The sequence below is a fragment of the Devosia sp. genome (genome assembly GCF_036676215.1).
In the GTDB taxonomy this organism is placed as follows: Bacteria; Pseudomonadota; Alphaproteobacteria; order Rhizobiales; family Devosiaceae; genus Devosia.
Window position 1 is genome coordinate 1 of record NZ_JAKFDJ010000110.1, and the last position, 13384, is coordinate 13384.

The window sequence follows — 13384 nt, forward strand, 5'->3', positions numbered from 1 at the left end:
GGGCATATCGCCCAAGGACAGCGGCGAATATTGGTCTTTGTCTATGTCCGGTTTCAGGAACCAGCGAACCCGACGTAAGCGACCGAAATGGGCGCGAAACGGACGGGCGGATTTCTGGATGAAAGCAGCCGGGCAGGGTAGGGGCCGGTAGCGGAACGACCGCTTCCGGCAAGCGAAGGCGGACCTTCCAACACAGTTCATGATGGCGTCGCGCTTGCCTAGGCCGCGATGCGCTTGCCCGACTCGGCGTCGAACAGATGCACTGAATTGCCCTCGGGCCGGATCTTCAGCATCTGGCCCGGCTGTGTGGTGATGCGCTCACGGAACGCCCCCATGATCTCGTTGCTGGCAAAGCGCGCGACGACGTGCGTTTCGGAGCCCGTCGGCTCGACCGTCAGCACCTCGGCATCGACGCCGTTAGGGTCGAGGCTGAAGTGCTCGGGCCGAACCCCCAGCGTCACTGATCGGCCGGCCGAATTGCCCGGCACCATGCCGAGCGGAATCTTGGTGCCATCGTCAGCGACAAAGCTGCCGCCATCGATCTTGCCTTTGATCATGTTCATCGCCGGTGAGCCAATAAAGCCGGCGACGAACAGGTTCGCCGGACGATCGTAGAGCTCGAGCGGCGTGCCGATCTGTTCGATCACCCCGTCATGCATCACGACGATCCGGTCGGCCATGGTCATGGCCTCGATCTGGTCATGGGTCACATAGACCGTGGTGGTCTTCAGCCGCTGATGGTTCTGCTTGATTTCCGAACGCATTTGCACGCGGAGTTTTGCGTCGAGATTGGACAACGGCTCGTCGAACAGGAACACCGCCGGGTTGCGCACGATGGCGCGGCCCATGGCGACGCGCTGGCGCTGGCCACCCGACAGGTGCCTCGGAAAGCGCTTGAGAAAGGGCTCAAGGCCGAGGATCGAGGCGGCGTTCGCCACCCGTTTCTGCATCTCTTCCTGGTTGACGCGCTGCAACTTGAGCGAGAAGCCCATGTTCTGCTCCACCGTCATATGCGGATAGAGCGCGTAAGACTGAAATACCATCGCAATGTCGCGATCCTTGGGCGCCAGCGTATTGACCACGCGCCCGCCGATCACGATGTCGCCCGAGGTGATTTCCTCAAGCCCGGCGATCATGCGCAGCAGCGTCGATTTTCCGCAGCCCGACGGGCCGACCAGGATCACGAACTCGCCATCGGCGATATCAACGGAGACGCCATGCAGCACTTCCATACTGCCGTAGCTCTTGCGCACATTGTCGATGCTGACAGCACCCATTTAAAACCCCTTCCAGTTGCCTGATGCCGACTAAGCCAGTTCGATGATGCTGCAGCCATAGGCGGGGAGCCTCATGCCGCCTGCCTTCACCTGCGCGTCGCCAAGCAGATCGATGCCCTTTGGAATATTCGGCACGTCGGCCGGCTCGCCCTGCGTGTTGAGGATGAACAGCAGGCGGCGGTCCTTGCTCTCGCGGATGGTCGCTTCGACGCCCGCTGGCATGTCGGCGATGAGCGGCACGATGCCGGCGGGCGCCAGCACTTGATTGGCCAGCACCTCGACCAGAGCGTCGCTGAGGTACGCGCCGAGATAGATCACATTGCCCCTGCCGACTTTGCGCGAAGTCATTGCGGCCTGGCCCTCGGCGAAGCGGTTGGCCCAGCTGCCGATAACCTCCGTGCCGGGCGCGACGTTGAGCAGCTCATAAAGATGCGCCGCCGTCACCTGCGCATTCCCGATCTTGAGCTCGTATTGGCGGCTCGCCGATGTCGCCGGCAGTTTTTTGCGGACCGTGTTGGTGCCGAAGCGGCCGCCATGCTCGACCAGGCCATCGCCCCCGATCGAGGTCAAAAGTCCGAACTCCTCGACCGTGACACCGGCCAGCGCCGAGAGCGCCTTGCCCGGCGAGGTGTCGCGGATGACGTGGTTGTTGACGTCGCGCGATCCGGTGCGACCGCCCAGGATTACCGTTCCACCCGCCTTGGCGAACGCCTCGATGCGCGCCGTCCACGCATCGGTCCATTTCAGCCAATGCGGCACGTAGAGCGCCTTGAGCTTGCTGAGATCATCCTCGGGATGGATGAAGCCGCAGGCGATGTTGTGGCGATAACAGTAGCGATGCAGCACTGTCGCGTCGTCCTGCGGGCTCGGCATTCCGATGGGGTACGAGCGGTGCATCTCCTGATTGTCGAAATCAGATCCGGCAATGCCCAAATCCATGCGCACATGTGTGCCGAGGATCTTGTCCTTTAGCGCGGTGACCTCACCCGCAAACTGCTTGGCCTCATCGTAGCGCCGCCGCGGGATATCATCGTGATAGATGATGCCCATCCAATAGATCTCGGCTCCGAAATGCGCCGGCCGCCAACGGAAGAACATCACGCCGTCGGCGCCGCGCGCCACGGACGTATAGGCCATGCGGCGCATCTCGCCCGGTTCTGGCGTGAGCGTCGAGATGTGCGGCTGCGCACCGAAGCCCGATTGCTGCTCGGGCACGATAAAGTTGCCGGTGAAGCCGCGGCAGATGTCGAGATGCAGCGCCTGCACCTCTCCGACGCCGCCGACCCGCTGCAGCTCGTCATAGAGATGCGGGTAGATGTCAAAGCCGAGAAAATCGAGATCGGTCGAGAACTGGCCGCGGAAGTCGATGTCTTCAATCCGTCCCAGGTTGTGGAAGATGAACCAGTCTGGATTGGTGGCACGCAGGATCAGCACCTGATCATGCTGGAACCGCGCCGTGACGAAGGCGAGGAAGCGGTGATAGTCGACCGCATGGGTCGGCCCGACCGGAGCAGGAGCGTAGTCGAGGGGCAGCACCACTTGATCGAAATCGTCGTAGGCGGTGGCCCAGAAATGCCCGCCCCATGCATCGTTGAGCGCGGCGATGGTCTTGTACTTGTCCTTGAGGAATGCCTGGAACTCGGCCAGCGTCACCGGACCGTAGGACAGCGATCCAGAGGTATTGAGCTCATTGTCCGTCTGCCAGCCGATGACGTGCGAATTGCCGCGATAGTGCTCGGCCATCGCCTTCGTGATGCGCTTCGAATGCTCGCGGAACACTCCGCTCGCAAGATTGGCGTGCTGGCGCGAGCCATGGCTCATGGCGCGCCCATTGGCATCGACGCGCAACACTTCGGGATAGCGCGCCGTCAGCCAGCGCGGCGGCGTCGCCGTCGGCGTGCACATGATGGTCTTGATGCCAGCCTTGCCCAGCACATCTATGGCACGGTCGAACAAATCGAAGTCGAACGTCCCCTCACGCGGCTCGATAATATGCCAGGCGAATTCCGCAAGTCGCACCGCGTTGAAGCCCGCGGCTGCCATGCGGTCGGCGTCGCGCTGCCAATAGCTCTCATCGACATGCTCGGGGTAGTGCGGGGTACCGACGAGGAAAGTGTCGGTCGCGATCGGCCGCCAGACAGAGAGCGGCGCGGATTTCGAGGCAGTCGTCATAGTCGGAAAACTCCAGGCGATAGTCTATTTGATGGAGCCGGCGGTGAGGCCGCCCTGCCAGAACCGCTGCAGCAGCAGGAATACCACGATGACCGGGATGATGCTGACCAGCGCGCCGGTGATGACGATCGAGAACAGCACCTGTCCGCCGCCACCGCCCTGCTGCGCGAGCTGATACCAGGTCGCAAGGCCCACCGTGATCGGCTGATACTCCTGCGAGCGCAGCACGATGAGCGGCAGGAAGTAATTGTTCCAGGTCCCGACGAACGAGAGCAGCGCCACCGTCACCATGCCGGGCGCCACCAGCCGCAGCACAATGGCGCGGAAGATCATGAACTCGCCGGCGCCATCGATACGCGCGGCGTCGAGCAGTTCATCGTCGACGCCCTGCTCGATATAGACGCGCATCAGATAGACGCCGATCGGCGAGATCATCGATGGCAGGATCACGCCCATCGGATTGTCGCTGAGACCCGAAAGCGCCAGCAGGAGGAAGATTGGCACGACGAGGGCCGTCTGCGGGACAAACACCGCGCCCAGCACGAGCCCAAAGATCAGATTTCGCCCGCGGAACTTGAACTTCGCGAACGCGTAGCCTGCCGCGGTAGCAAAGATCGCAGCACCGAGCCCGGCGACGGTCGAATAGAGCACGCTGTTGAACATCCAACGCAGGAACATGCCATTGTCGCGCGAGAACAGATCGACCAGATTCTGCCAGAGGTTGAACTCGGTGCCGAAGCCGAAGCCGAACGTGGCGAACAGGTCGCCATTCGTTTTGGTTGCCGATAGGACCAGATAGACCAGCGGCGCGAGGCTGTAGACGAGGAACAGTGACAGCAGCAGCGTGAGCATGATCCGCGAGCGCCGCCGTTCACCGGGCTGGCGCTTGGCAGCTTCGAAAGTGGCGATGTCGGTGATCGCAGTCATCATTGCTCCGGCCGACGGCGGTTGGTGATCAGGGTGAAGATGTAGGAGGCACCAGCGATCACGATGCCAAGCACGAACGAGACGGCGGCCGCATAGCCATACTGCTGGTTCTGAGTCGCCAGCGAATAGGCATAGAGGTTCGGCGTGTAGCTCGAATTGATGGTGTTTCTGGCGAGCGCGCGCATCAAATACGGCTCATTGAACAGCTGCAGTGTGCCGTTGATCGAAAAGATGATGGTGAGCAGGATCGCCGGCCACAGCAGCGGCAGCTGGATCAGCCGCGCAAATTGCCAGGGCGAGGCGCCATCGATCCGCGCGGCCTCGGCGAGGTCCGACGGGATCGCCTTCAGCGCGGCGTAGTATATCACCATATTGTAGCCGACATATTCCCAGGTCGCGATATTGGCCAATGAGAAGATCATCGCGCCTGGCGACAGGAAGTCCGGCGGCGGCAGGTTGAGCGCCTTGGCCATCTGCGTGAACGGGCCGAAGGTAGGGCCGTAGAGATAACCCCAGATGATCGTCGCGATCACGCTCGGCACGGCGTAGGGGAGGAAGAAGCCGAGCCGGAAGACGCCCTTGGCATAGATCTGGCCACGATCGAGCACGATGGCGAACAACAGCGCCATGCCCAGCATGATCGGCACCTGCACGATGCCGAACAGAACGAGGTTCCACACGCCGCCCCAGAATTTGGCGTCGCCCGTGACCTTGATGTAGCTCGCGGCTCCCGCGAATTGCCGTCCGCCCACCAGCGTGTCGCGGAAGAGGCTCATATAGAACGCATAGGCCAGCGGCGCGACGATGAAGGCGATAAACAGCAGCAGGAAGGGCGCCAGGAACAGATAGGGCGCGAGCTTTCGTGAGATAAAACCGCCCGATCGCGCTGAGCGCGTCGCGGCGGCTGGCGAGTTCGACATTGCCATGGTCCCCCGTCCGGCAAGATGATGAGATCGGGCGCGCCGATCAAGCGCGCCCGGCCGTTGCCCGGGAAGTTAGGCTACGGTGAAGCCTTGTTCCTGCGCGAAGGTGACCACCGCGTCCTGGATGCGGTCGAACGCGTCCGACAGCGTGCCGCTGCCGCCGATCGAGGCGCCGAATTCATCGGACATCGACTGGTACAAGAAGCTCTGGAACGGGCTCCACTCAAACGGCACCACGGCATTCGACGATTTGGCGAACACTTCGTTCACCGCCTGGCCGCCGTAGAAATCCATCTTGTTGCCCGCCCATTCCGGGCTCGACAGCAGCGCGTTGGTGGTGGGGAAGAAGAATTGCTTGGTGGTGTAGAGCTTTGTGGCTTCGGGATCCCTGCACAGCCAGATCGCGACTTCCGCGGCCTCGGGCAGATGCTCGGTCGCTTTCATCACGGCCAGCGATGAGCCACCCCAATTGCCGGTCGCGAACTTGCTCGCGTCCCACTGCGGCAGATCGGCGGCACGCCACTGGCCCGCGCTGGTCTTGGCGAACGAGGTCAGGAACACCGGACCCCAGCCCGCAGTGAGCCAGGTGGCATAGCGGCCCGAGTCGAGGCCGGTGTACCACTCATTGTTGAAGCCCGGCTTGGTCTCGACGACACCCGCGGTAATAAGGTCCTGCCAATAGGCGGCGAAGTCCTTAGAAATCTTGTCGTTGATGTTGATCACGAGCTTGTCGCCATCGCGGCTGACCGGCCTCCAGCCCATCGGCCACAGCAGGGCATTGACCCAGTCGCCTGAGCTGAACAGCGCGTCGGTGATGAACACATTCGGATCGGCCGCATGGACCTTCTCGGCCGCATCGGCAAACTCGGCCCAGGTGGTGGGCGGCGTGATCCCCTGCTTGTCGAAGATGTCCTTGCGATAGAGCATCGCCATCGGACCGGTATCCTGCGGCATGGCGTTGACCACATCGCCCTTGCCGAGCTGGCTCCACGTGCCTTCTGGGAACTCCGCCTTGTGCGGGTTTGCCCACTGGCCGATGTCGGCGAAGGCGTCGAGCTGGCGGAAGCTCTCGAGGTGCTGGAATTCGATTTGGACGACGTCGGGCAGGCCGCTGCCCGCCTGCAGGCCTGCACGGACCGCCTGATACTCCGGGTCGCCCTGGCCGGCATTCACGAGTTCGACCTGGATGCCCGGATGCGCGGCGTTGAACATGTCGACCTGAAGCTGGAGATCCGGCACCCAAGACCACACAACTACCTTGACGGGATCGGCACCGCGAACTGCCGCCGGCAGGGCGGCTACCGCAACGCTCGCACCCGCTACTTTCAAGAAGTCACGACGCTGCATCGTCCGCCCAAGCGGATTGAAAATCTTCGTCATTGAAGTCCTCCCTCGAAAGATACGCTCCCGCACGATGCAGGGCGCATTTTTTCTTTCAGTTAGAAACTTAATGTCGAGAGTCAGTCGCTGTCAATCGCGATCGATTGATCTTTAGTCGGCATCACGAGGCTGTCGGCTGGGTTGAGCGTCGTCGCATCGAGCACCAGGCGCACCGCTCCAAGCACGATGTCGCGGTGCCCCAGCGCGCCTATCACGAGGCGCGGCGGGTCGTACACATTGCCCTTGAGGCGATGCCGCAGCACATCGAGCACCAGATCACCGCCGCCGACGACCCGGCCCGCCAGTACGATGATCTCGGGGTTCATGAAGGCAGCAACACTGCCCACTGCCATCGTCGCATAGTCGAGCAGCTCGGACACGACTGGCGCGATTTTGCCCGCCTGCCGGTCGTTGACGGCAGCCAGGGTGAGCTTCCCCGCCGCATACTGCGTGTTGGCCTCTTGGAGCATCTTGGTCGCCTGTTCGGGGATGCCGAAAAAGCGCAGCGATTGCTTGTCGCCCAGATGTTCGAACGGCCGCCCGGTGAGGAGGGGGTCATCGAGATACCAGCCGAGCTCGCCCGCCGCATGCGAGTGCCCGCCATAGAGCTTGCCGTCGATGACGACGCCCGCGCCGGCGCCGGGCCCGATCGAGAGGCTCACGACGCTGTCGGCGCCACGCCCGGCCCCGAAACCCCATTCGCCCACGGCGGCGAGGTTGCGCCCGTTCTCGACAAAGACCGGCACGTCGAATTTCTCGCTCAGCAATTGCCGAAGTGGAAAGTCGCGCCATCCCAGGCCGAGAGTGAGCACCACTTCGCCAACGGGCTGCTTGACGATCGAGGGAACACCGATGCCGATGCCACGAATTGTTTGGCCAGCCGGACGTGGAGCGCCCATTAGCCGTTCGACAAGGGAGGTGATCTTTTGAAGATTGCGCTCACCGTCATCATCGGCGGTTTCATGCATCTCAGTCTGCACGACGCCTTCCAGGTTTGCGACCGCACCGTAGAATTCACCCTTGCCCGCTTCAATGCCGATTATTGCGTGCGACGCGCCGCGGAACTTGATGCGTGCCCGAGGACGTCCCCTGGCACTAGCCTCGTCAAACCCGTCATATGCCACCAGATCTTCGGCAATCAGATCTTCGATCACTCGCATCACCGTCGGAATGCTGATGTTCAGTCGCGCGGCAAGGCTTGAAGGTGATGCCACTCCTTCCGTGCGGATCACGTCGACCACGGCCGATCGATTCAATCGGCGCAGAAGGCTGGACGTCGTGGGCTGGCGCTTCATATACGGACCAGTGTGTGAGGGCCGGCTGCCCGGCAACGAGCGACGGCATAGACCAGAACAGAGATAGAGTCCGCCTTTTTCTGAAGACCCTTAACGCTGAGCGGCGAAGGCAACTGCGGTAGCCGGTCGATGATCGCCCGAGTCGGCGCCGGGCTCCTTAGCCCTCCGGACTACTGCGGGCAGTACGCGACATGATCAACGACCGCAATTGGCGCCCACCTGCTGTCAGTTGCTGCCAATAGACTCGGCCGCGTACCACTCTATGCGAGACGCCAGTCCGGCAAAGCGGACCGGCAGCTTTGGGGGCGTGGTGAACGCTGCACAAAGGTCTTCAAAGGGCGCAAAGCGGCCGAATTAGTGCCGACGCAAATCGGTGGATAACTGGTAGTGGCGCCGCGCGTCGCTCTTAGGCGCATGAAGGCAAGGCGGCGCCTCGGCCCAAGAACGAGGGATCGGGTCCGAAATGACATCAATATGACTGGAAAATGGACTTCTCGACGTTGTTGAGCAGCCGACCTGGACGATCCGACGCGGGGCAAGACGTCTTGCGACGATGTGGTCAACGTCATCCCCGGGGCTGGCGAAAAGTCAGGTATGGATCCCCGTGGGCCGTATCATGTTGGCTAATGCTCCCCCGGATGGCTGGTGTTGATCGGTCAGTTCCATGCCCATCTGGCCGACGAAATTCCCCCATGCCATCCTGAACGTCGAAGAGACCGCGGCAGATGAGGTAGGGCCGTCATGCCGTCGCCGGCAGCCAGTATGCCTCCGTCGCAATCTAAGCGGAGCGTCGTATGGTTCCTGAAGCGACGCTTCGCGAAATTGGCGACGGCAAGCGCAGAGCGGCGACGAGGCTGCGATACTCCTGGCGGGCGTTAACATGCGATATTGAAGGAGTGCCGCCGAGCAGATCGGCTTCCAGCGGGTCGAACACGGTCATTCCGATGGGAAACAGCGACCGGAAGATCACCCTTTCTGCGATGCCATCGGCGACGCGGCAACCGAGGCGTGCCGCCACACGATCGATCGTGCGCTGCACCTGGCTGGCATTGCGTGAGCCCAGGTTGGATATGCGATTGCGCACCAGAACCCAATCAATGCCGGAGCCGCCAGTGGCGAGTCGTTCTGCGCGGGCGCGCTGCACATTGCGCGAATAGGGGCTGGTTTCAATCGGTTCCCCGCTGACCGGGTCCACACGCGCCAGGACGTCTAAGTCGATCATGCTGTCATTGATCGGCGTTACCAGCGTATTGGCGAAGCCATGGGCCAGGCGGGCCAGATTGCCGTCAAATCCGGGCGTATCGATGACGACGTAATCGACCTCGTCCCGCAGGCCGGCCATAGACTTGGTGAAGATGTCGAGTTCCGCGCGCTGGTTCTCGCGGATCGAGTCGCCCCAGGCTGTGGGTAGATGCACGTGCTTGGGCATCGGCACCTGCCGGCCGCTGGAGTCGATGGTGGCGCGGCGGTTGCGGACATAGCGGGTGAGAGTCTGCTGGCGGCTGTCGACGTCGACGGTGGCGACGCGGTGGCCTTGATGCAGCAGGTAGACGGCCAGGTGCAGCGCTGTGGTCGACTTGCCTGAACCACCCTTTTCATTGCCCACCGCAATGATATGCGCGCCACCTTGCGTCATCCCGGCTCTCTCCAAATCAGGGACTATCCTCAGGACCAACAAGCCCTCGCATGGTTAACAAGTACCTAATGATCCTGAAGCTGTAGGATGGTCACCGCCCAAAACTCCTGTGGCCCTTGCGGCTGCCGACCAAACGGCAATTCGGCCACAGCGGACGCCATGAGGTGCCGTCCAAGGAAGGCCAGGATGGACGCCAGGCGTAAGGCTGCGCTCGGGACTTATGCCGGTGTCGTCACCTGGTCGCGGTCAGCGGATCTGGTGAATGGGGAGTTCTGCGAGCCCGTGGTAACGTTCCAGCACGGCGATGTTCGGGGTATGGAGTGAGGGGTAGAGCCCTGTCCATTGGGCCGAGTGATTGTTGGACCAAGGTCCATTGGTGGACGTAGGGCGGCATCGTAGGTTTCCATCGAACCTGAGCGGTAAGGCCCACACTGACCTCGCGGCCGATGCGCTTCCGATGCGCCACCCACTCCTCAGGTGGGCGCTCGTTGGGACGGGCGCTTTTTCTTGTGGCACCACTGATGGGGTAAAGATGCCGGTGAACGTCTTCGTGTTGCGGGCCGGCAATGACTCGCAGCCGGCACTCCTGGTGCTGCCTGATGATGTACCGCAGGTGGTGGTCCCCAAGCGCCCCGTGCGCCTGCGGAACGATTAGGTAGCCGTCACTTTGGATGCGTTCATCCGCGACCCAGGCTGAGCCCCGGGAGTGGCGGTACTACAATCCCGAACAAGGGACGATCTGGCTGCCCGACGGGACAATGATCGCGGCCTATGGCTAGGGGCGACCTTGCGCTGTCGGCTGGGACGAGAACTAGCGGCAATAGGGGTTGCTTGGGGCCCGGGTCAGCGCAAGTTCTTCTCCGTGGGTCCGTGGGTCCGTGGGTCCGTGGGTCCGTGGGTCCGTGGGTCCGTGGGTCCGTGGGACACGAGCACCCAGCGGGGTCGCCTGGAAGGTCAACAAGACCGCCAAGCCTGCTCCGGAAGTGGTCCAGATCGTCAAGGCCCGTCGCGCTCAGGCCCAGCGGCCTGAAGCGAAATTCTAGCAGCCGTTTGTTCCTTGCCAGAGGTCATCGCACAATTCGTGCATGACCCTGACCACTGACCAAGTCCAGATCGCCGATCCGACCGCTACCTGCTCCGCACAGGAGATCGCGGCGGTGTGGGAGCGGTGTGATGCCGCCGATCCCACCCATCCCTATCTCCTGAGGCATCACGTGCCGCGGCTGACCCTGCGCCAGGTCGATGATTACTTGGTGGCGCCGCTGCATGATCGGCATGGTGGCTTGTCTGGACTTCGTCTGGTTGATGGGCAAGGCGAGGAGGATGCCTGGCCGAAGACCGCGTCGGTGCTGCCCTACATCATGGAACATGCTGAAGCGCACTCGACCATTATCGTCCGCGGAGCGCTTGCCGATGCGATGGCAATCCACGTCGCCTGCCGGATGCAGGTACTCCACATCCCTATGGCCGCCGATGCTTCGGCACTGCGCGAGGCGATGCTTGCCGCACACCCAAGGCGAACCGTACTGATTGCCGAAACGTCCATGGCGGCGGCCGCCGCTTACGGCCACGCCGGCCAACGTCTGCATCATATCGTTGTGCCGCCATATGGATTGAGCTGGTCGCAGCTTCATGTCGCTGGTGGCGTAAAGGCCGTACGCTCTTGGATTGAAGATCCTATTGCCCTGTTTGCGGGTGTAACGACACCGAGCACCCTCATGGTGCGCAGTTCGGGAACGTGGCTGGGCGCAACCCGAATCGGCGGTCCGGTGGCGGCCACGGACCTGGCTCATGATGAAGGCCAGGATCGCTGGCGCCGGGTGGTCTACATTCAGGACCGCGACGGGCGTGATCGAGTCTTGCTGATCCCGGAACAACAGATGCTGCTGAAGCCGGGACAAGTGCTGGCTCGCCTGATCGAGGCAGGGCTGGAAATCAACGATCCGGGTGCGGCCGCCTATCTGGTCGCGCATCTCGCGCGAACTCAGGTGAAACAGCGTCTCATTGTGGTGCAGCGTGGCGGCTGGCATGGAGAACACTACCTGGGCGGCGCGGGTACGATCGGACCGGACGGCAACACCCTCCCTGTTCTCAACGGTAACCTGGCATTGGCGCCGCCAGCCTCTTCCGAGGCCCTGGCGGTCTGGCAGCAGACCATCGCCGTGCCGGCCGAAGGCAATAGCCGGCTGGTCGCGGCGCTCGGCGTTGCATTCGCCGGCCTTGCCATTGGCCTGCTCCCGGGCCAAATAGGCATCGGCTTGCATCTTCGTGGACTCTCGAGCGTCGGCAAGACCACGGCGTTGCGAGTTGCCGCGTCGGTCTACGGTCCATCTCGCGACCACGTTCGGTCCTGGCGTTCCACCGACAGTGGCCTCGAGACCATGGCAGTACAGCACCACCATAGGGCGCTCGTGTTGGATGAGCTCGCGCAGATCAGCGCTGACGCGGCAGCGCAGGCCGCCTACATTCTTGCCAATGGCGCGGGCCGCCAACGGGCCAATGGCGCGGGACGGGCCCTTCCCCAACAAAGCTGGCAACTCACCTTCCTCTCGAGCGGCGAGATCGCGCTCGAGGACAAGGTTGCCGAGCGCGCTGGATCGCCAACGGTGCGTGAGGGCCAGGCCGTGCGCCTGATTGAACTACCTGCCGACGCCGGTCATGGGCACGGGATTTTCGAGAACCTGCACGGCTGCCCCGATGGCGCGGCCCTGTCCGATGCGCTCAGTCGAGCGGCAGAAATGAGCACGGGTGACGTCGCAAAAGCCTTCGCCCAGGCGCTGGCGCGTGACATTGTGGAGGCACGGTCAACACTGGTCAACGAGCGGGAGAGGTTCATCCGCGATCACCTCCCCGCCCAGACCGATGGCATCGTCCGCCGGGTGTATGCGAATCTGGGTCTGCTCGCCGCCGCCTGCGAGGTCGCGACGCAAGCGGGCGTATTGCCTTGGCGCCCCGGCAGCGGTCGCGACGGCATAGCCGTCGGTGCGCGCGCCTGGCTCGAAGTCTGGCGGCAGCGCAGCCAGGCCCAATCACCTCTCGCAGCGGCACGGGTATGGCTGGCGGATCATCGGGAGAAACTCACCCCCTGGACGCTAGCGGCGCAAGAAGAGAACGCGCTTGGGTACATACGCTTGAAGCCGGCCGTCTTCTATCTTCGGGCCGAGGGTTGGCGCCGCCTATGCGGTGATCTTGGCTCCGAGAAGATGCAAGCGGCCCTGACAGAAGCACAAATCTACCGCTACGCCAATGCGCGCCCACCGGGTGGCAAACCGGGCAAGTACTACACGATCTACGGCGCCCTCATCGATGGCGGGGTCTGACAGTGTAGGTAACCGCGGTAACTTTGGTAACAGGACCGACCGTAGCGCGCACAGCACCGGCAAGGACGCGCAGCCAGTGTTACCGAAGTTACCGTGTTACTCTGGCGACTGTGCGGCTACTACGTCAATGTTGCCGCCCGCGGCAATGGCCAGATCGCCGCCGGCCTCCATGCTGCCGCCAATGACGTAAATATCCTCATCTACGGCGATATTGACATTGCCGGTGCCGGTGATGGCGGCCTGCTGCTGCAGGCGATCGGCAAAGCCGGTTGCGTTGATATCGCGGGTCACCAGTGTCTGGCAGCACCTTCACCCAAGGTCGCTGCGCACGTTAAAGTGCTACTGCAGATGCCATCGCAGCGGCCGGTGTGTGCGCGTTCCGCTACAACTCATCGGACCGTATCCGATGATGGGTGGCGTGACTCGTTGAATCGGGTGTTTCATGCTGGATGTG

At 62.6% G+C, this 13384-nt stretch carries 10 protein-coding genes; 2 read left to right on the top strand and 8 right to left on the bottom strand.

Annotation, left to right across the window (positions count from 1 at the left end; genetic code table 11):
• Window positions 1-218: 218 nt before the first annotated feature.
• The 7 genes from V6M52_RS10425 to V6M52_RS10455 form a co-directional block, all read right to left on the bottom strand.
• Window positions 219-1277, bottom strand: a complete 1059-nt coding sequence (locus tag V6M52_RS10425; protein WP_332700976.1) for an ABC transporter ATP-binding protein — start codon at window positions 1275-1277, stop codon at window positions 219-221.
• Between the two features lie 30 nt (window positions 1278-1307).
• Window positions 1308-3449, bottom strand: a complete 2142-nt coding sequence (locus V6M52_RS10430; protein ID WP_332700977.1) for a beta-galactosidase — start codon at window positions 3447-3449, stop codon at window positions 1308-1310.
• A 24-nt stretch (window positions 3450-3473) separates the two neighbouring features.
• Window positions 3474-4379 (bottom strand): carbohydrate ABC transporter permease, encoded by a 906-nt coding sequence (locus V6M52_RS10435; RefSeq protein WP_332700978.1) that lies wholly within the window; start codon window positions 4377-4379, stop codon window positions 3474-3476.
• Entirely contained in the window at window positions 4376-5296 is a 921-nt protein-coding gene (locus V6M52_RS10440; RefSeq protein WP_332700979.1) for a carbohydrate ABC transporter permease, read from the bottom strand. Before V6M52_RS10440 ends, V6M52_RS10435 begins: the two co-directional genes overlap by 4 nt.
• A gap of 75 nt (window positions 5297-5371) precedes the next feature.
• A complete protein-coding gene (locus V6M52_RS10445; protein ID WP_332700980.1) occupies window positions 5372-6679 on the bottom strand; it encodes an ABC transporter substrate-binding protein in 1308 nt (435 codons plus the stop codon).
• Between the two features lie 80 nt (window positions 6680-6759).
• Window positions 6760-7974, bottom strand: coding sequence for an ROK family transcriptional regulator (locus V6M52_RS10450; protein WP_332700981.1), 1215 nt, complete (start codon window positions 7972-7974; stop codon window positions 6760-6762).
• Between the two features lie 778 nt (window positions 7975-8752).
• Entirely contained in the window at window positions 8753-9610 is an 858-nt protein-coding gene (locus V6M52_RS10455) for a division plane positioning ATPase MipZ (RefSeq protein ID WP_332700982.1), read from the bottom strand.
• Between the two features lie 532 nt (window positions 9611-10142).
• On the opposite strand from V6M52_RS10455, the gene V6M52_RS10460 reads away from it, so the two are divergent.
• The gene (locus tag V6M52_RS10460) at window positions 10143-10265 is read left to right on the top strand and encodes a hypothetical protein (RefSeq protein WP_332700983.1); all 123 of its coding nucleotides are present in this window, start codon (window positions 10143-10145) and stop codon (window positions 10263-10265) included.
• A gap of 430 nt (window positions 10266-10695) precedes the next feature.
• A complete protein-coding gene (locus tag V6M52_RS10465) occupies window positions 10696-12930 on the top strand; it encodes a TOPRIM and DUF927 domain-containing protein (RefSeq protein WP_332700984.1) in 2235 nt (744 codons plus the stop codon).
• 96 nt (window positions 12931-13026) lie between these two features.
• Here the strand turns inward: V6M52_RS10465 and V6M52_RS10470 are convergent, their stop codons facing one another.
• Window positions 13027-13221: a hemagglutinin repeat-containing protein gene (locus V6M52_RS10470; RefSeq protein ID WP_332700985.1), complete on the bottom strand. Its 195-nt coding sequence runs from the start codon at window positions 13219-13221 to the stop codon at window positions 13027-13029.
• Between the last annotated feature and the right edge of the window lie 163 nt (window positions 13222-13384).

What these genes read in the sequence shown, in the direction of transcription:
- V6M52_RS10425 (WP_332700976.1), bottom strand. Translation starts at nt 1,277, where the DNA reads ATGGGTGCTGTCAGCATCGACAATGTGCGCAAGAGCTACGGCAGTATG.
- V6M52_RS10430 (WP_332700977.1), bottom strand. Translation starts at nt 3,449, where the DNA reads ATGACGACTGCCTCGAAATCCGCGCCGCTCTCTGTCTGGCGGCCGATC.
- V6M52_RS10435 (WP_332700978.1), bottom strand. Translation starts at nt 4,379, where the DNA reads ATGATGACTGCGATCACCGACATCGCCACTTTCGAAGCTGCCAAGCGC.
- V6M52_RS10440 (WP_332700979.1), bottom strand. Translation starts at nt 5,296, where the DNA reads ATGTCGAACTCGCCAGCCGCCGCGACGCGCTCAGCGCGATCGGGCGGT.
- V6M52_RS10445 (WP_332700980.1), bottom strand. Translation starts at nt 6,679, where the DNA reads ATGACGAAGATTTTCAATCCGCTTGGGCGGACGATGCAGCGTCGTGAC.
- V6M52_RS10450 (WP_332700981.1), bottom strand. Translation starts at nt 7,974, where the DNA reads ATGAAGCGCCAGCCCACGACGTCCAGCCTTCTGCGCCGATTGAATCGA.
- V6M52_RS10455 (WP_332700982.1), bottom strand. Translation starts at nt 9,610, where the DNA reads ATGACGCAAGGTGGCGCGCATATCATTGCGGTGGGCAATGAAAAGGGT.
- V6M52_RS10460 (WP_332700983.1), top strand. Translation starts at nt 10,143, where the DNA reads ATGCCGGTGAACGTCTTCGTGTTGCGGGCCGGCAATGACTCGCAGCCG.
- V6M52_RS10465 (WP_332700984.1), top strand. Translation starts at nt 10,696, where the DNA reads ATGACCCTGACCACTGACCAAGTCCAGATCGCCGATCCGACCGCTACC.